15 protein-coding genes are annotated in these 17,303 nt (G+C 74.3%); 10 read left to right on the top strand and 5 right to left on the bottom strand.

Annotated elements, in window-relative coordinates; genetic code table 11:
• Window positions 1–2 precede the first annotated feature (2 nt).
• The 6 genes from ACVGV0_RS20310 (at window position 3) to ACVGV0_RS20285 (ending at window position 7,400) form a co-directional block, all read left to right on the top strand.
• The gene (locus tag ACVGV0_RS20310; RefSeq protein WP_459157280.1) at window positions 3–1,550 is read left to right on the top strand and encodes an MFS transporter; all 1,548 of its coding nucleotides are present in this window, start codon (window positions 3–5) and stop codon (window positions 1,548–1,550) included.
• Window positions 1,551–1,842: 292 nt separating this feature from the next.
• Window positions 1,843–2,592 (top strand): DUF5336 domain-containing protein, encoded by a 750-nt coding sequence (locus ACVGV0_RS20305; RefSeq protein WP_459157279.1) that lies wholly within the window; start codon window positions 1,843–1,845, stop codon window positions 2,590–2,592.
• Window positions 2,593–2,913: 321 nt separating this feature from the next.
• Window positions 2,914–4,317: a cell division protein PerM gene (locus ACVGV0_RS20300; protein WP_459157278.1), complete on the top strand. Its 1,404-nt coding sequence runs from the start codon at window positions 2,914–2,916 to the stop codon at window positions 4,315–4,317.
• A 175-nt stretch (window positions 4,318–4,492) separates the two neighbouring features.
• Window positions 4,493–5,101 (top strand): phosphoribosylglycinamide formyltransferase, encoded by a 609-nt coding sequence (gene purN / locus ACVGV0_RS20295; RefSeq protein WP_459157277.1) that lies wholly within the window; start codon window positions 4,493–4,495, stop codon window positions 5,099–5,101.
• Window positions 5,098–6,678, top strand: coding sequence for a bifunctional phosphoribosylaminoimidazolecarboxamide formyltransferase/IMP cyclohydrolase (gene purH, locus ACVGV0_RS20290; protein ID WP_459157276.1), 1,581 nt, complete (start codon window positions 5,098–5,100; stop codon window positions 6,676–6,678). Before purN ends, purH begins: the two co-directional genes overlap by 4 nt.
• Window positions 6,679–6,944: 266 nt before the next feature.
• The gene (locus tag ACVGV0_RS20285; RefSeq protein WP_459157275.1) at window positions 6,945–7,400 is read left to right on the top strand and encodes a universal stress protein; all 456 of its coding nucleotides are present in this window, start codon (window positions 6,945–6,947) and stop codon (window positions 7,398–7,400) included.
• Window positions 7,401–7,505: 105 nt separating this feature from the next.
• Here the strand turns inward: ACVGV0_RS20285 and ACVGV0_RS20280 are convergent, their stop codons facing one another.
• Window positions 7,506–10,535, bottom strand: a complete 3,030-nt coding sequence (locus tag ACVGV0_RS20280; RefSeq protein WP_459157274.1) for a glycohydrolase toxin TNT-related protein — start codon at window positions 10,533–10,535, stop codon at window positions 7,506–7,508.
• Between the two features lie 315 nt (window positions 10,536–10,850).
• Between ACVGV0_RS20280 and ACVGV0_RS20275 the strand changes: the two genes are divergently transcribed.
• The 4 genes from ACVGV0_RS20275 to ACVGV0_RS20260 are packed head-to-tail and all read left to right on the top strand — an operon-like array spanning window position 10,851 to window position 14,285.
• Window positions 10,851–12,101, top strand: coding sequence for an MFS transporter (locus ACVGV0_RS20275; protein ID WP_459157273.1), 1,251 nt, complete (start codon window positions 10,851–10,853; stop codon window positions 12,099–12,101).
• The gene (locus ACVGV0_RS20270) at window positions 12,098–13,075 is read left to right on the top strand and encodes a DMT family transporter (RefSeq protein ID WP_459157272.1); all 978 of its coding nucleotides are present in this window, start codon (window positions 12,098–12,100) and stop codon (window positions 13,073–13,075) included. The genes ACVGV0_RS20275 and ACVGV0_RS20270 overlap by 4 nt, the downstream gene beginning before the upstream one ends.
• Before the next feature lie 24 nt (window positions 13,076–13,099).
• Window positions 13,100–13,954, top strand: coding sequence for a bifunctional methylenetetrahydrofolate dehydrogenase/methenyltetrahydrofolate cyclohydrolase (locus tag ACVGV0_RS20265; RefSeq protein ID WP_459157271.1), 855 nt, complete (start codon window positions 13,100–13,102; stop codon window positions 13,952–13,954).
• A gap of 37 nt (window positions 13,955–13,991) precedes the next feature.
• Window positions 13,992–14,285 carry a DUF3017 domain-containing protein gene (locus tag ACVGV0_RS20260; RefSeq protein WP_459157270.1) on the top strand — a complete coding sequence of 98 codons (294 nt, stop codon included), beginning with the start codon at window positions 13,992–13,994 and terminating at the stop codon, window positions 14,283–14,285.
• 79 nt (window positions 14,286–14,364) lie between these two features.
• Here the strand turns inward: ACVGV0_RS20260 and ACVGV0_RS20255 are convergent, their stop codons facing one another.
• From ACVGV0_RS20255 to ACVGV0_RS20240, 4 genes are all read right to left on the bottom strand, one after another.
• Entirely contained in the window at window positions 14,365–15,246 is an 882-nt protein-coding gene (locus ACVGV0_RS20255) for a DUF4253 domain-containing protein (protein WP_459157269.1), read from the bottom strand.
• 319 nt (window positions 15,247–15,565) lie between these two features.
• Entirely contained in the window at window positions 15,566–15,766 is a 201-nt protein-coding gene (locus tag ACVGV0_RS20250; RefSeq protein ID WP_459157268.1) for a DUF1918 domain-containing protein, read from the bottom strand.
• Between the two features lie 153 nt (window positions 15,767–15,919).
• Window positions 15,920–16,288, bottom strand: a complete 369-nt coding sequence (locus ACVGV0_RS20245; protein WP_459157267.1) for a hypothetical protein — start codon at window positions 16,286–16,288, stop codon at window positions 15,920–15,922.
• Between the two features lie 158 nt (window positions 16,289–16,446).
• Window positions 16,447–17,286, bottom strand: a complete 840-nt coding sequence (locus tag ACVGV0_RS20240) for a metal-dependent hydrolase (RefSeq protein WP_459157266.1) — start codon at window positions 17,284–17,286, stop codon at window positions 16,447–16,449.
• Window positions 17,287–17,303 lie beyond the last annotated feature (17 nt).

The following is a 17,303-nucleotide window of genomic DNA, read 5'->3' as shown; positions in this document are numbered from 1 at the left end:
CCATGACCGCCACGGGCACCGGGAGCCCGGTGCCCCAGCGCTGGCCGCGCGCGGTGGTCGGGTTGCCGCACCGCCGCGGCCTCGCGCTGGTGGCGCTGTCGCTGCTGTCAGCGCTGCAGGTGCTCGACCCCAGCGTCAACTCGCTGGCCCTGCCCGCCGTGTCCGCCGAGCTGGACATGGACCCGGGCACCACGTCGTTCGCCTCCAGCATCGGCACGCTGCTGCTGGCCGCGGCCATGCTCGGTGTGGGCATCCTCGGTGACCTGCACGGCCGCCGCCGAGTGCTGCTGCTGGGCACGTGGGGCATGGTGCTCGGCGGGGTGCTGTGCGCGGCCGCCCCGCACGGGGCCGTGTTCGTCGCCGGGCGGATGGTGATGGGGGTGAGCACCGCGGCCAGCTTCGGCATGAGCCTGGCCATCCTGCCCGCGCTGTTCGGCCCCGGGGAACTGCCCCGCACCTTCGGCGCCTGGCTGGGGGTGCAGTCGGTGGTCAGCCTGCTCGGCACGCTCGGTGGCGGACTGCTGCAGTCCGCGCTGAGCTGGCGGGCGTGCTGCCTGATCATCCCCGTGCTCGGGGTGGTGTTCCTCGCGTTCGGAACGGCCACCGTGCCGGAGAGCCGCGCGGCGCACCACCGGCGGTTCGACACCGTCGGCGTCGCCACCTCCGCGGGCGGCCTGCTGTGCCTGATGGGTGGGCTCACCTTCGCCGGCGATGCGGGCTGGTCCAACCCGTTCGTGCTCGGTGCGCTGGGGCTGGCCGCGGTGCTGCTGGTGTTCTTCGGCGCGTGGGAGGCGCGCCGCCGCGACCCGGGATTCCCCGTGCGCCTGTTCGCCGTGCCCGCGTTCACCGCCGCCTGCGTGGTCGGGGTGGCGTTCAACTTCGGCAACGGGGTGGTCGCGGTGCAGCTGCCGCACGTCCTCGAGTCCGCGCTCGGGCGCTCCGCCTTCGTCGGATCGCTGGTCATGGCCGCGATGTCGGTGGGCATGCTGCTGGGCACGCTCTCCGCCGGGGAGGCGCAGAAGCGGTGGCGGGTCGGGGCGCGCGCCGTGTTCACCAGCGGCCTGCTGGTCATCGCGCTCGGCATCGGACTGCTCGCCGCGATCGGCAGCACGACCGGCTCGTGGTACTTCGGCCTCGCCGCCTTCCTCGTGGGATTCGGCATCATGTGGGCGCAGAACTCCGAGTCGGCCGTGATCATGTCGGCCTCGCCCGAGGAGATGCTCGGCTCCGTGGGGGCCGTCAAACCGGCCGTCGGGCAGCTCGGGATGGGATTGGGCATGGGGGCCGTCGGACCGGTCATCCTCGCCGTCACCCGCGCGACCTCGGACGGCGCTCCCACCACTGCGGACGCGGTGGACGGTTTCGCGCTCGTGATGGGCGGGGTGGCCGCGTTCATCGCGCTGTGCGCGCTCGCCGTGCACGTGCTGCTGGGGTGGGGCGAACGGCTGCAGAGCTCCGCCCCGCCGTCCGCCGACCCAACCCCGCCGTCCGCCGACCCCGCCCCGAGCCGGCCCGGGGTGCCAGCGGGAAATCTGGACTCGTTCCAGTGAGCGCAATTTTCCTGAAAATTGGAAGTTGTCCCCACACGAGTGGAGCACAAATCCTCCCCAGCCGATCGGGGGTGTGCCCGGTGCATCCGGGTTCCCGACTGCGTCCTCGGCTGCGTTCCCGACTGCGCTGGACGCGGAGCGCGCCACCCGCAGCGCGCGGTGGTCGTCCGGGAAGACCGGCAACGGCACCAGCGGCGGGGCGCGGTTGCTGGCGCGTCGCCGGCATCACCCGATCCGGTACCGTCGCGGTGGTCCCGACAATCGAACGCTCTCCGAGGAGACAGTCGACACCATGCCCGAGCCGTACCCGCCGCCCCCGAAGGCCACCGCGTCCGGACGGTTCCAGCTCGGAACCCCCGAGATCCTGCTCCTCGTGGCGTTCGGAGGAGGAGTCCTCGGCTACCTGATCGGCTTTTTCAACGACGCTGCGCGCGCCCACTTCGCCGGCCCCGCCGGCGCGGCGTCGCTCCTCGCGGCGCTGCTGTCCGGATTGCGACTGGCGGCGACCACGTTCGGCGGCGGCAAGAGCGCCCCGAACGTGCTGCAGGCCGCGGCGCCGCTGTCGGTGTACGCCTCGCTGGCCCTGGTGCACGCGCTGTTCGACAGCGGATCGGTGGGCATCACGCTCGTCGTGCTCGTGCTGAGCGCGGTGCAGAGCGCCGCCCTGGTCGTCCTGCTGCTCGATGAGCTGGGGGTCACCGCGGCCAGCGGGGCGGGCTCGGACAGCTCCCAGCCGCCGCCACCCCCGTTCGCCCCGCCCGGCCAGTTCCAGCAGGGATCCGGATGGGGACCGCAGGGCAAGCCCGTGCCCGGGCACTTCGGGCAACCGCCTGCCGCGTCGCAGGGCGGGTGGGGCTCCGGCGGTCAACCGCAGGGCGCACCCGGCCAGGGCGGGCCGGCCCCGTCGGCGTCACCGCAGCAGGCACCGGGCCAGCAGCAACCCGGCCAGCAGCAACCCGGCCAGGCACCGGCTCCGGGTGCGGGGCAGGGCGGCAACAGCGGCCCGCAGGGCACGCAGCAGATGCCGCATCCCGGGCAGTGATCCAGTAGTCCCGGCCTGATCTCCGCGGCCCGGGGTGGTTCCGCAGCGCGGCGCCACCCCGGGCCGCTGCGTGCGGGGCCGGCACCTCCATCTCCCGCATCGCCCGATCAGGAGACATGATCGACGGAGTGGCGTGTTGCCGCCCGCCCGGAGCGCGCGCGGTGCGAGATTCACGCCGTGTCCGAAGCCGATGCACTCGCGGAACCAGCCCGGCGCACCACGGATGCGGACCCGTCGGCCGAAACCGGAGCAACCGGGACCGGGGCAGCGGGGACCGGAGCAGCTCCGGCGCGCCGGCGCGGGACGCGCGGGTGGCTGCTCGTGGCCGTGTGCCTGGCGACCCTGCTGCTGAGCTACCTGCTCGTCGCCGCACTGCTCGCCTGCGTCGTGGGCGCGGCGGAGGGGGTGCAGTTCGAACCCCCGATGATCCTGCTCGGCGCCGTGGTGGCGTGGTTGTCCTGCTTCCAGGTCCCGCTCACCCTCGACGGCCTCGCCCTGGGCGTGCTGCCGCTGCTGCCCACCGCGCTCGTCGCGGTGCTCATCGCCACCGCCGCTTCCGCGTACGCGCGCCGGTGCCGCCTGCGCCGCCCCGACCAGGCAGGACCCGTGGTGCTGACCTTCGGCGTCGGGTACGCGATCCCGGCGGGGCTGGCGGCCTTCCTCATCGGCCCCCACGCCGCGCCTGCTCCGGCGTTCGCGTGCGCGGGCCTGCTGGCCACCGCCGCGGCCGCCGCCGGCGTCGCCCCCCGCTGCGGCCTCCTCTACCAGCTGTGGGCGCACGTCCCGGAGGACGTGTGGGCGGGCGTGCGCGCCGGGCTGCTCGGGCTCGGCGCGGTCCTCGCGGCCGGTGCGGGGGTCGTGCTCGTCGCCCTCGGCGCAGCGCTGCCCGAACTGGCCGAGCTCTACGGTTCGGGCACGTGGGGCGCCGGCTTCGGGATGACCGCGCTGTCGCTGGTCTACCTGCCCAACGCGGTCGTGGCCGGCTGGTCCTTCGCCGCGGGAACGGGATTCGAGATCGGCCGCGCCTCGGTGGGCCCGTGGCACCTGGCTACCGGGGACGTGCCGCGCTTCCCGCTGACGGACCTGCTGCCCGCCGGCGGGCCGCACGCGTGGTGGTCGGCGATGGTGCTGCTCGCGGCCGCTGCCGGAGTGCTCGTGGGCGTGCTCTGCCGCCGCGCGCTGCTGGACGTGGTCGAGCGGCTGCGCGCGGCGGGGGTCGCGGCGGTGGTGATCGCGCTCGGCGTGCTGCTGCTGGCCTGGCTCGCGGGCGGGACCGTGGCGGACGGTCCGCTCAGCCCCGTCGACCTCGGTCCGGTGGTGCTGGCGCTGGCGACGTTCGGCTGGACTGCGGTGCCCGCGGCGGTACTGGCGTTCCTGCCCCCGGCGCCGGAGCTCGCCGACCCCGAGCTCGTCGGGGAACCGGAGGGCACCGGCGAGGATCTGCTCGACGAGGACGCCGTTGCGGAGGGGCCCGGCTCCGGGGACTCCCCGGCGGAGGAACTGCGCGAGGCACCGCCCGAGGAGCTCGCCCCCGAGCTCGTCGCCGAGATCCCCGCGGACTCCGCGGAGGAGGTCGCCGCAGGACCGGGCACCGCGGACGAGCCGGCCGAGGGGCCGGGAGGTGCCGCGTCCCTGCGCGGTGAGAGGTTGACCACCCCGTCCGCCGCGGTCGAGCCGGAACCGGACGAACTCGATGCCGATCCGACCGATCGGCGCCTGAGCTGAGGCTTTCCGCCCCGGCGGGACCGCGACCGGTGAGACCCCTGCGCGTTCGCCCGGCGGTCGGCACCTACGCTGCATGCGGAGAACGCGTCGTGGAACGTCGTCAGGTCGCCGAAGAGGTCGGGAGTCCACGCTGAGCACCACGGTTGAACCGGGGCAGGGGAACGAGCCGCGGCGGTTGAGCACCGGAGCACCCGCGCGCGTGGTCGTGCTGGTGTCGGGATCGGGCAGCCTGCTGCAGGCGCTGCTCGACGCCGGGTCGGACCGCTTCCGCGTCGTCGCCGTCGGAGCCGACCGCCCCGGGGTCGAAGGGCTCGCGCGGGCGGAGCGCGCGGGGATCCCCACGTTCGTGCGACGCGTGTCCGATCACGGTGCGCGCCAGGAGTGGGATCGGGCGCTGACCGAGGTCTGCGCGGAGCACGAGCCCGACCTGGTGGTGTCGGCCGGTTTCATGAAGCTGGTCGGCGAGGCGTTCCTCGCCCGTTTCGGCGGGCGGTACCTGAACAGTCATCCGGCGCTGTTGCCGTCCTTCCCCGGCATGCACGGAGTGCGGGACGCGCTGGAATATGGGGTGCGGGTGACCGGCTGCACGCTGTTCGTCGTGGATTCCGGTGTGGACACCGGCCCGATCCTCGCCCAGGAGGCCGTCGAGGTGGCCACCGGTGACGACGAGTCGAGTCTGCATGAGCGGATCAAGGCCGCGGAACGGCGACTGCTGGTGGACACCCTGGATCAGCTGGCGGAGCACGGGTGGACCGTGCAGGGACGGAAGGTGAGTATCCCGTGAGTACGAACTCCGCGCATCGTCCGGTGCGGCGTGCGCTGATCGGCGTGTCGGACAAGTCCGGCCTGTTGGAGCTGGCGACCGGGTTGCACGGCGCCGGGGTGGAGATCGTGTCCACCGGGGGCACGGCCCGGGCGCTGTCCGATGCGGGGGTTCCGGTCACTCCGGTCGAAGAGCTCACCGGTTTCCCCGAGGTCCTCGACGGCCGGGTGAAGACGCTGCACCCGCGGGTGCACGCGGGGCTGCTCGCCGACACGCGCCGGCAGACCCACGCGCAGCAGCTGCAGGACCTGGACATCGCAGCGTTCGACCTGCTCGTGGTGAACCTCTACCCGTTCGTGCGCGCGGTCGACTCGGGCGCCGATGACGAGGAGGTCGTCGAGAACATCGACATCGGCGGCCCGGCGATGGTCCGCGCCTCCGCGAAGAACCACGCCAACGTCGCGGTCGTGGTCGACCCGAGCAACTACGACTGGGTGCTGGAGCAGGTGCGCGGCGGCGGTTTCACGTTCCAGCAGCGCGCCGAGCTGGCCGCGGCCGCCTTCCGGCACACCGCCTCGTACGACGTGGCCGTGGCCTCGTGGATGAGCCAGCGGCAGGACGCCGAGGCCGAGCAGTCCGCGGAGGGGAGCCCGTTCCCCGGCTGGATGGGGCAGACCTGGCAGCGCCGGTCGCTGCTGCGCTACGGCGAGAACCCGCACCAGCCCGCGGCGCTGTACGTCTCCGGTGGGGAGGCCACGGGCCTGGCGGCCGCGGCGCAGCTGCACGGCAAGGAGATGTCCTACAACAACTACGTGGACGCGGACGCGGCGTGGCGGTCCGCGCACGACCACGACGACCCCTGCGTGGCGATCATCAAGCACGCCAACCCGTGCGGCATCGCCGTGGCCGAGGACATCGCCGAGGCGCACCGCAAGGCGCACGAGTGCGATCCGGTGAGCGCGTTCGGCGGGGTGATCGCGACGAACCGCGAGGTCTCGGTGACCATGGCCGAGCAGATCGCGGAGGTGTTCACCGAGGTCGTGGTCGCCCCGGGGTATGCGGAGGGCGCCCAGGACGTGCTCATGCGCAAGAAGAACATCCGGCTGCTCACCGCGCAGCCGCCGAAGAGCGGCCGGGTGGAGATGCGGGCCATCTCGGGCGGTCTGCTCACCCAGGGCGCGGACGCGGTCGACGCCCCGGGCGACGACCCGGCGAACTGGGAACTGGCCGCCGGCGCAGCGGTGGACGCGGCCACCTTCGCCGATCTCGCCTTCGCGTGGCGGACGTGCCGCGCGGTGAAGTCGAACGCGATCCTGCTGGCGGCGGACCGGGCGACGGTCGGCGTGGGCATGGGCCAGGTCAACCGCGTCGACTCGGCGCGGCTGGCGGTCTCCCGCGCCGGTGACCGGGTGCGCGGGTCGGTGGCGGCCTCGGACGCCTTCTTCCCGTTCGCGGACGGGCCGCAGGTGCTCATCGACGCCGGGGTGCGGGCGATCGTGCAGCCGGGAGGTTCGGTGCGGGACACCGAGACGATCGAGGTCTGCGCGGCGGCGGGCGTGGCGCTGTACCACACCGGCACCCGCCACTTCGCGCACTGAACCGGCGGAGCCCTCCCGCACCGAACCGGCCCCTCCCGCCCCGAACCGGCGGAGCGCAGCAACGGCCCCGGCCCCGCGGCCGGGGCCGTTCGCGTGTCCGGGGCGGGGTGGCAGCGGGCGCGGTGGATCCCCGCGGGGACCCCGGCGCAGCCCGGAACCCCTCCGCCGGCCTCGCGGTTCACCGCTGGAGCGGCGCGGTGCGCACCGGAGATTGCGAATGCGTCGCAGGCGTCGGACCCGGTGACCGCGGGCCATACCATCTTGGCGTGGCCGAACGCGACATGACCGGTTTCGAGATCGGCAAGGACGGGCTGGGCGGCATCGTCGTCGGGATGGACGGCAGCCCGGCGAGCTTTCACGCCGCGGCGTGGGCTGCGGGGCTGGCGCGGCGGGAGCGGGCGCGACTCGTGCTCGTCTACGTCGAGGCCGTGGGCGGGGTGGCCTACTGGTCGCCCATGGGCGTGGCCGTCGCCAGCGAGGCGGCGGAGAGCCTCGTGGCCGAGTTGAAGGACGAGGTGGTCGAGCACCTGCGGGACATCGACATCAACTGGGACTTCGTGCACCACCGCGGCGATCCCGCGGTGGGACTGGAGCAGGTCGCCGAGCAGTACCGGGCGGATCTCATCGTGGTCGGCCGCTCCCGCCGCCGCGGCGGGTTGCTGGGGACCGTGCCGGCCACGCTCGTCGTCGAAGCGGTGCGGCCCGTCGTCGTCGTGCCCTGACGTCCTCGCCCCGGGTTCCTGGCGGTCGAAACGCCGCCGCCCGGCCGAGAAGAGGAGCACACCGCGGAGGTCCCGCGGTGTGCTCCGGAGGTGCTCGCGTGCTCGTCACTCCATCGGCGGGCGCGGAACCTCGGTGGGGGGCATTTCCACCAGCACGCCCTCCGCCAGCAGCTCCTCGACGGAGGCGGGCAGCACGTACGCCGTGCCCCCGCCGGGCTGCTCGAACCACGGCACAGCCGAACCGCGCAGCACCTGCAGCGGCCGCTGCACGCGGTAGGCGTAGTAGTTGCGGCTCGACCACTGCGGCGGCAGCGACCGGTTGCCGTACGGCGTGCGGAACGCGTAAGTCACGTTGCCGCCCGGTTCGCCGAAGCGGTCCAGCTCGGTGCCCGGCTGCAGCATGACCTGCCGGCGGTCCCGGTACAGCGTCAGCGGCGGTTCCCCGTTCAACGGCTGGATGTTCACCTGCGCGGCCGGGTTCTGCACCGGCTGTTCGCCCGACGAGGGGTTCACCGGCGGCTGGCCCGGTGCCTGCGGCGGCTGCTGCCCCGCCGGTTGGGCCCCCGGCTGCTGCGGACGCGGCGGCACCGGTGCCTGCCCCTGCTGCGGCGGAGCTCCCATCCCCGGCGCGCCGCCGGCGTGCGCCCCGTTCGGTTGAGCCCCGTTCTGTTGAGCACCGTTCGGTTGGACCCCGTTGAGCTGGGCCCCGTTCGGCTGCTGCGGAGCGGGAGGCACACCGCCGCCGTCCTGCCGCGGTTGCCGCTTCGGCAGCGGTGGAACCGGTGCACCGTTGTTCGCGGCCGGCGGCTGGCCCGGTGCCTGCGGCGGTTGCTGCCCGCTCTGCGGGGAGTGCGGCGCGGGAGGCTGGCCGCCGTGCGCGGCGGGCGCCTGCGGCGCAGGAGGCATCCCCGGGGCCTGCCCGGCAGCGGGCGGCTGCGGTGCGGGAGCTGGCGGCTGCTGGCCCTCCTGCACTCCCGGCGGGACCGGAGGACCGTCCGGGCGCGGCGGTTGCGCCGGGGCGTCGGTTTCCAGGGCTTCGGCGACGTTCCCGACCGGCTCCGGTGGTTCGCTCGGCTGGTTGGCGGTGAACAGCGGATTGCCGCCGGGGTGCTTCGGCAGTTCCGCACCGGTACCGCCGTCGACCGCCCCCGCCGGGTCCGCGGCCCCCGGCTCCGGACCGCCAGCCGGTTCCACCGGTGCGGACGCGGCCTCCGGGCCGTCCGGGCCCCCGGCGGTCCGGAGGAGGTCCGGTTCGCCGGTCCCGGCGGCGGGGGACTCACCCGGCTGCGGCGAGTCGTGCTGGAGCAGCAGGGTACCGAGCAGGAACGCGGCGGCGTGGTCGACGCGGGTGAACCGCACCTCGGCGTCCTCGTCGGTGACGACCCACGCCGGACCGTCGGCGAACAAGCAGCGCGCCGTGTCCACGCGGTTGCCGATCCGGTACTCCTCGCTCCCCGCGCCGTGGGCGTTCAGCTTGTCGTGCAGCTGCGCGAACACCGCCTCGGGGTCGAGGTCCGGCTCGTCCGGCTCCTCTTCCGCGGCGGTCGCGCCACCAGCGGCACCGTCGAACGGGGCTCCGTCCGCGGCTTCGCCGAGCTCCGCCGCTTCGCCGAGCTCCGCCGCTTCGCCGAGCTCCGCGGTTCCGCCGAAGGCCTCGTGGGCCGGTTCCTCGCGTCCGAGGATTCCCGGTTCCGCGAGCTCGCCGGTTCCCGCCTGCGGCGTTGCGGAGGAGTCCGCGGCGGTCGGGGCGCTTTCCGCGGTCTCGCCCGCGAGCGACGCGGCGGTCTCCGCGAGGTCGCCCTCCTCGGGGTGCCCCGCGCCGAGTTCCTCCGCGCCGAGTTCTCCCGCGCCGAGTTCTCCCGCTGCCGGGGGCTCCTGCACCTGCGCGCCCGCGTGCGCAGCCGGGGCCGGCTCGCCGTGCGCCCAGTCCTCCGATGCGGCCCAGCCCTCCGGCGCGGTCCCGTCCTGCTCCTCCGCGGCGGGATCCCCGGCGTGCGCGGTGGCGACCTCCTCGGCGGTTTCCCCGGCGGGGCCCGCAGCACCGTCGAGGAACCCGCGCACCGCGTCGAGCCGCTCCGGCGGCACCGCGGGCACGGTGAAACCGCGTTCGCGGATGTGCGCCAGCAGCTCCGGCTGCGGGGGGACGCCGTACTGGGCGAGGTAGTAGGGCACCGCGCCCGGCCAGAGCCAGACGCCGTCGGTGTGCCACGTGCCGGGCACGCTCAGCGAGCGCTCGGAGTCCAGTTCGTCGTGGTGCTCGTCCGTGCGCTGGACCAGCGGTGCGGTCTCCAGGTACTGCCGCAGCGAGGCGACCTCTTCCAGCGGCACCGGTGGGCGGCCGGAGAGCAGGGGGAGTCCCCGGTCGTCGATGTCGGCGAAGACCTCCGCGACGGCGGGTGCCCGCTCCGCGTCCGAGGAGCCCCGGTCCGCGGCGGGGGCGAACCCGGAGCCCTGCCCTGGTGCGACCGCGCCGGGTGGACCGGGGCCGTCCGCGACCGCGGCGGCGCCGTCCTGCCCCGGCTCGTCCGAGTCGGCCAGTTCCGCGGGCGATGCCGGAACGGCGAGCTGCTCGGCCTCCTCGCCGCCGGGCGCCTCGGTGCCCGCGGCTCCGTCACCAGCGCGCTCGGCGGGCTGCGGGGCGGTGGGAGCGGGCTCCGCGGAGTCCGAGCGCTCCGGGGCGTCCTCCTCCGCGGAGGCGTCGGAGCCGTCGAGCTTCGCCCACATCCACTCCGGGATGTTCTCCTCGGCGCGCGGGTAGCGGCGCAGTTCGTCCGCGTACGCCCCGCGCGGCAGCGGCTGGCGCCAGCTCGGCTCGGAGTCGAAGTTGATGTCGATGCGGTAGGACGACGGGCGCTCGACCACGTACAGCGCGCTCAGCCAGGTCCCCACGTCCGGGCGGTACATGCCGTCCCGCAGGTTCTCGAAGATCCCCGGCAGCTCGGTCGGCGGTTCCCACTCCTCGGAGGTGCCGTCCTGCTTGATGATCTCGCCGAGCAGGTCGTGGTACTCACCGGTGGCGCGGTACTCCACGGTGATCTGCTGCCAGTCGTCGGGCACGGCCTGTAACAGCAGGACCCCGATCTGACGGGCGACCTGTTCCTGCTCTTCCGGGCTGATCGCTGTCGGACGCGACATGGGTGACATCCTCCCCCTCTGGGCCAAGCACAGCGTCCCCACCCCGCACTAGACGCTACTCGACACGAGTGAAGCAGTGTGCCGCGTGTGCCGTTCCGATCGTCGGTGCAGGGCACGCGCGCCTCTTGTCGGGGATGGGCGCCCGTCGGGCCGGTCCGCGGCGCACAGCTTCCCCCGTGACCGGGGTGGAACAACATCACACCACCAGGTGGGATTCGATCACAAACCCCGTCGGCCGATGTGCACCGTCTCGCACGCGGCGCGCCGCGGAAAACCGCTGGCGGCGCGCGTTCGCCGCACGCCATGGTGGAGGTCGTGTCGCAACCCCGGCTGCTCCGCCCGTACCGCATCCTGACCGGCGTTCCGCACGCTCCGGGCCTCATGGCGTTCAGCCTGCTCGGCCGCCTGCAGATGCCCGCCGTGCCGATGGTGCTCACCTTCCTGGTCGCGGAGTGGACCGGTTCCTACGCCTCCGCCGGTGTCGTGGTCGGAGCCGTCACGGTCGGCCAGGCCGCGGCGGGGCCGGTGCGGGGGCGTGCCGCCGACCGCCGATCCGTCCCGCTGCTCCTGACCGTCCTGGGCGCGCTGTACGCGGCGGGGCTGGTCGCGATCGTGCTCGTCGCCGCCGCGGTGCCCGCGCAGCACTGGTGGGCGGTGATCCCGCTCGCCGGGGTGACCGGGATGGCGCTGCCGCCGGTGGGGCAGGTGGGCAAGGCCATCTGGCCGCGGATCGCCTCGGGGGCGGCCCTGGAGGCCGCCTACGCGGTGGAGGCCACGCTGCAGGAGCTGATCTACGTGGTCGCCCCGGTCTTCGCCGCGTTCGCCGTGACCCACCTCGGTGCGGACGTGGGCACGCTCGCGGTCGCGGCCGTGTCCGTCCTCGGGCCCGCGTCGTTCGCGCTGGCCCTGCGGCACGCGGGGCTGCAGCGCGCCCCCGCCCGCGCGGCGGGGGAGGCCGGGGAGGGGCGCAGCCTCCTGCGGACCCCGGGGATGCTGCGGCTGCCCGCGTTCGGCGCGGCCCTGATCGCCGGGCTCGTCGCGGGCGACCTGCTGCTCGTCGGCTGGTCCCAGGAACGCGGCACGCCGCAGCTGGCCGGGGTCCTCGCCGCGGTGTGGGCGCTGGGGTCGCTGACCGGCGGGCTCCTCGCGGGCGGGCTGCCCGGCCGGCCGGTGCTGTGGCGGCGCGGGATCGCGGCGGCGGTCGGGCTCGCCGTGCTCGTGCCCGCGCTCCCCCCGGTGACGGCGGGGTCGCCGCTGGTCGTGGCCGTGCTGCTGGGGCTGGGCGGGATGGCGATCGCGCCGAGCCTGGCCGCGGCGAACAGCGCTGTGGCCGAGATCGCCCCGCCCGAGCGGCGCAACGAGGCCTTCGGGTGGTTCTTCAGCGCCACCACCGCCGGTGCCGCGGTGGCCTCCCCGCTGTCCGGCGCGATGATGGATCTCGTCGGGCCCGCAGCTGCGGCCGGGGCCGCCGCGCTGCTCGTCGCCGGCGGGGTCGCGCTTGTCGCACATCACAGCCTGCACGGCTCGCGTTCCACGCGTGCGGCGGAGGAGACTGCCCGCACGTGACCGTGTCCTCAGAACGCTCCACCACCCCCGCCGGACGGACCGGCCGGCGCGCGATCGCCGGGGTCGCGGCCGCCGGCGTGGGCGTGCTGCTGGCGGTGCAGGCCCGGATCAACGGAACGCTCGGCGATCGGCTGGGCGACGGCGTGACCGCCGGTGTGATCTCGTTCGGCGTGGGGTTCGCCGTGCTGCTCGTCGCCGCCGCGGCCACGCCCGCGGCGCGGAGCGGAGCGCGCCGGGTCGCCGGGAGCGTGCGGGCCGCGGGAGGGCTGCGCCCCTGGGAGTGCCTCGGCGGCGTGTGCGGCGGCTACCTCGTCTTCGCGCAGGGCACCGCAGCCGCCCTGATCGGCGTCGCGTTGTTCACCATCGCGGTCGTCGCCGGGCAGGTGGTCAGCGGCATGGTCGTGGACCGGATGGGGCTGGGGCCGGCGGGCAAGCAGCCGGTCACCCCGCCGCGCCTGCTCGGCGCCGCGATCGCCGTGGTGGCCGTGGTGATCGCCATGTCCTCCGAGCTGGGGAGCAGCCACGGGAGCTGGCTCGTGCTGCTGCCCGCCCTCGCGGGGATCGGCCTCGGCTGGCAGGCCGCCGTCAACGGGCTGGTCAAGCAGACCGCGGAGTCCAACGTGGCGGCGACGACGCTGAACTTCGGGGTGGGCACGGTGGCGCTGCTGCTGGCGCTCGCGGCCACCGCCGCCGTGCGCGGCCTGCCCGGCGAGTTCCCGCCGGAACCGTGGCTGTACGTCGGGGGGTTGCTGGGGATCTTCGTCATCGGCGGTTCGGTGGCGCTGGTGCGGCACACCGGCGTGCTGCTGCTGAGCCTCGGCATGATCTCCGGGCAGCTCATCGGCGCGCTGCTGCTGGACCTGCTCGTGCCGGCCCCCGGCACGCACGTCGGGGCGTCCACAGTGGCGGGTGTGCTGCTGACACTGGTCGCGGTCGGGGTGGCTTCGCTGCCCACTCCCCGTCTGCCGCGGTGACCGGCGCTCTGCCAGGATGTCACTGTGAGCGCGACGATTCTCGACGGCAAGGCCACGAAGGACGCGATCTACGGGGAACTGGGTGCCCGCGTCGCCCGGCTCGCCGAGCACGGGCACACCCCGGGCCTGGCGACGGTGCTGGTGGGTGACGATCCGGCGTCCCACTCCTACGTGCGCGGCAAGCACAACGACTGCGCCAAGGTCGGCATCACCTCGATCCGCAAGGACCTGCCCGCCGATGCGAGCCAGGCCGATGTCGAGGCGGTGCTCGACGAGCTCAACGACGATCCGGCGTGCACCGGCTACATCGTCCAACTGCCCGTGCCCGACCACCTCGACTCGGGGGCGCTGCTGGAGCGGATCGCCCCGGAGAAGGACGCCGACGGGCTGCACCCGATCAGCCTCGGGCGCCTCGTGCTCAACGAACCGGGGCCGCTGCCGTGCACGCCGCGCGGCATCATCGAGCTGCTGCACCGCTACGACGTGCCGCTGAAGGGCTCGCGGGTGACCGTCGTGGGCCGCGGCATCACCGTCGGCCGGTCGATCGGCCTGCTGCTCACCCGGCGCAGCGAGAACGCCACCGTGACGCTGTGCCACACCGGCACCACCGACCTCGCCGCCGAGGTGGGGCGCGCGGACGTGGTGATCGCCGCCGCCGGCAAGCCCGGTCTGATCACGCCCGACATGGTGCGCCCCGGCGCGGCCGTGCTGGACGTCGGCGTGACGCGCACCGAGTCCGGGCCGGCCGGTGACGTGCACCCGGACGTGGCCGAGGTCGCCGGTCACCTCTCGCCGAACCCGGGCGGTGTCGGGCCGATGACCCGGACGATGCTGCTGACGAACGTCGTGGAGGAAGCGGAGCGCCGCCTGGGCCTGTGAGCGCGCCCGGTCGGCGCGTCGGCGCGGAAGGGGAGGTATGAGCGACCGGTTGTGGGACGACCCGCGGTTCCGCGAGCACCTCCCGTTCGCGTTCGTCGCGCTGATCGCGCTGCTCGGCTTCCTCCGCGTTGCGCTGCAGCACTGGCGGGAGGGCGCCGCGCTCGTGAGCGCGGCGCTGCTCGTGGCCGCCGTGCTGCGCGTGACCGTGCCCGAACACCGCGCCGGGTTGCTGGCGCTGCGCACCCGGGCGGTCGATGTCGCGCTGTACGGCGGGTTCGGCGTGGCGATCGGGTACGTCGCGCTGACCATCGAGGGCGGCCCGTTCGGGTGAGGCGCGGCCGGTGACCGCGCCGGTCATCCCGACCGCGCCGGTCACTCACACCCGCTCCGATCACTCACACCCGCGCCGGTCAATCCCACCAGAACGACCAGGTCCGCCGCCCGCGGATCTCGCGCGCGTACTCGGCGATGCTGCCGGATTCCTGCACGATGCGGTCCGGGCAGAACGTCCAGTGCTCGGCGGCGACGGCCGCTGCGTGCTCGGCGTCCTGCGGCGGGGCGGACACGCTCAGGTCCAGCCGGTCCGGGCCGAGCCGCAGCACGCGGGCGCCGAACCGCTGCTCCCAGCTGCGGGCCATGGCGGACAACCCGGCCGTGCGGGACACGTGGTTGGACGCGCCCGACCACCCCAGGGCGGTGAGCACGTCCGAGCCGTGCCGCACGGGGACGAGAGCGAGCTGGGACTGCTCGTCGACGAACCGGGCGAGCTGCTGGTTGGCCAGGATGTCGGGGTCGGCCAGCAGGTTGCCGGGGACGGCCGGCCCCGGGCAGGAGTGGTCGAACGGGGCGAGCGTGTCCAGGTCGTAGGCCGGCCCGAGCTCACCGTCGGCCTGCACGAGCCCGTCCCAGATGCGGGCCATGACGTCCTCGATGGTCCACCGGTCGATGTGCTCGAGGGGTTCCGGCGGGACGACGCCGATGGTGCAGCGGTCGCCGTAGGTCTCGGTGCTGTCGCAGACCAGCAGCGGCCACAGCCCGGTCCGGCGGTGCTCGCCGCGCAGGGCGGCCACGAGCTGGGGTGCGGGCGGTTCGTCGCTGAGCCAGCACAGGGCGTTGCGGGAGTCCGCGTAGGCGGCCTGCTCGGTCATCAGGCCGCCCGCGGGCAGTTCCGCCGACGGGGCCGCCCCGGCACCGAGGGCGGCGAACGGCCCGTCCGCCGCGTCGCCGTCGCCGTCGGGGAACTCGCCGACCCGCGGGTCGGCCGGCGTTGCCGACGCCCAGTTGTCTCGCACCTCTTCACCGCCTCCTCGCCAAGCGCCCCTCATCGCGACCTACTCTAGGAAGTCGATCGCGGTCACGCGCGTGGGTGGTGCCTTCCGTTCGCGCCGTTGCCCGCGCTGGCGTTGCGCGTCCTGCCGGCGCGATGCGGCGGCCCGGCGGGAAGCGGTCGGACGGACGACGGCACCGGGACGATACCGCCCGGTGCCGCATCTGTGGAGTCGGATCAGTCGGCCGTGCGGCGTCGTGCCGCACCGGGTCGGTCGCGCGGGAGGCACCGGCGCTCCGCCGGTGCTGCCGGGACGTGCCTCGCTCCCGGGTCTCCAGGGCGGGTCAGTCCCCTTGACGGGGGCGGGGTGGTTCGACGACGCAGTCCCCGCCGGGGAAGACCAGCCGTTCGTGGCCGTCGTCGAAGCGCACGAGGTACGGCGGCCCGCCGTCCTCGCCGCGGACCTCGATGATGACGCCCATGCGGTCCATCTCCGAGATGGTCCGGCTGTGCACGTGGAGTTGGTCGCCCACCGTCGCTTGCATGCCCATCACCTCCGCTGCCCAGAGTAGGTGACCGGCGCCACATTCCGCAGGGGGTGCGGGTGCCACTCGTTCGGGTGCGCCGGGCGGGGGCGTCCGCTGCTCGGGGTCTCCGCTGTTCCGCGGGGTTGCGGCCGGACGGGAACGCGGGCGGGCTCACCCCTCCTGCACGCGCGAGCAGGTGGTGCTGACCTCCTCGTAGTTCTCCGACTGCTGGTTCGCCCACTGCCCGCTGCTGTCGAGCGAGACCTCGCCGTCGGCGACCCGCTGCACCGAGGACCGCACGTCCTCCAAGTTCTTGCGCAGTTGTTCGTCGCTGGTCCGGGCCAGCAGACCGTTGATCTCGAAGAGCTTGTCGTGCGCGTCCGCGCGCGCCTGGCGCGGGTCGACGAAGTTGGGCATGAAGTTGGCGACGTTGATCGCGCGGGCGCACGCCGACATGTCCGCGGGGTCGACGCGCGGCGCGCCGTTCTGGCCCTGCTGCGTCCCGTGCAGCCCGCCGCAGGCCGCGAGAACCGTCAGCACCAGGGCGAACGGTGCGCTCGCGCGCGTGATCAGTTTCCGTGTCCGGTCGCGTGTACCGGCTCGCATGGTTCCTCCGAGCCTGTCCCAGCCAGTGCTGCCTGCCCGCCTTCTTCTTACCTTATCGGCCAGGCCGGACCGGATGGGTGGTTTGCCCGGACTCAATGCGGGGATTGTGGCGGGAGCCAAGCCGCGATCTGCGGCGGCAGGTCCAGCTCGGCCAGCCAGGGGGCCGCGCCGATGCGGTAGAGCGCGATCGCGCCGAACACGACCGCGCCGAACGTGAGCGCCGGGCCGACCAGGACCATCTCCACCTTGCCCCCGGTCGTCATGCGCAGCGGTTTCGGCGGTGCCACCGGGTACCAGGTCTGGCCCTTGAGCGGCAACGGCCACAGCATGGGGCAGCCCTTCTCGGTGATCGCGTCGCCGAGGAAGTGCGCGGTGCAACCGATCATCACGGCCACGCCGAACGCCGCCGCGTCGGTGGGCTGGTCACCGGTCCACGCCCAGCAAGCCACCGTGAGCAGCACGGACGTGGCCGCGATGAGCAGGGCGTCCTGCCGCGGGTTCCACTTGTGCATGATGCCGCGCACCGTCAGGCCGGCGAAGACGAACATGAGCACGGCCAGGGCCGCACCGTTGCTGGACTGCACGATCGCCGTGGTGACGAGCCCGGCGAGAATGGCGAACACGACGGTGTGGGTAAACCCGCGGTGGGTGCCCTCCCGGTCGCTGTCGTGCTTGGTGCGGGTGAGCCGGTACATGAAGCCGCTCAGCCCGCTCAGCGCGGCGGAGGCTCCCCGGGAGATGCCGCCGAAGGTGCTGGCCACCGTCGACTTGGGGTGGTCGATGTCCGGCAGCAGTGCGGCACCTGCGGACAGCGTCGCCCCGACCACCCACGTCTTCGGGCTGAGCTGTCCGATGGTGTGGCTGCCCGCCAGGGCGGTGACCGCCGCCCACGCGGTCACACCGCTCATTGCGTGCGTCGGTCCGGTAGACATGCCACTCCCAAGATCAT

Source organism: Salinifilum ghardaiensis, from assembly GCF_054491345.1.
This window is presented reverse-complemented; position numbering and strand designations above follow the sequence as displayed.

Bases quoted from the DNA above. Each gene is read 5' to 3' on its own strand.
- ACVGV0_RS20310 (WP_459157280.1), top strand. From the start codon at position 3: ATGACCGCCACGGGCACCGGGAGCCCGGTGCCCCAGCGCTGGCCGCGC.
- ACVGV0_RS20305 (WP_459157279.1), top strand. From the start codon at position 1,843: ATGCCCGAGCCGTACCCGCCGCCCCCGAAGGCCACCGCGTCCGGACGG.
- ACVGV0_RS20280 (WP_459157274.1), bottom strand. From the start codon at position 10,535: ATGTCGCGTCCGACAGCGATCAGCCCGGAAGAGCAGGAACAGGTCGCC.
- ACVGV0_RS20260 (WP_459157270.1), top strand. From the start codon at position 13,992: ATGAGCGACCGGTTGTGGGACGACCCGCGGTTCCGCGAGCACCTCCCG.
- ACVGV0_RS20250 (WP_459157268.1), bottom strand. From the start codon at position 15,766: ATGCAAGCGACGGTGGGCGACCAACTCCACGTGCACAGCCGGACCATC.
- ACVGV0_RS20240 (WP_459157266.1), bottom strand. From the start codon at position 17,286: ATGTCTACCGGACCGACGCACGCAATGAGCGGTGTGACCGCGTGGGCG.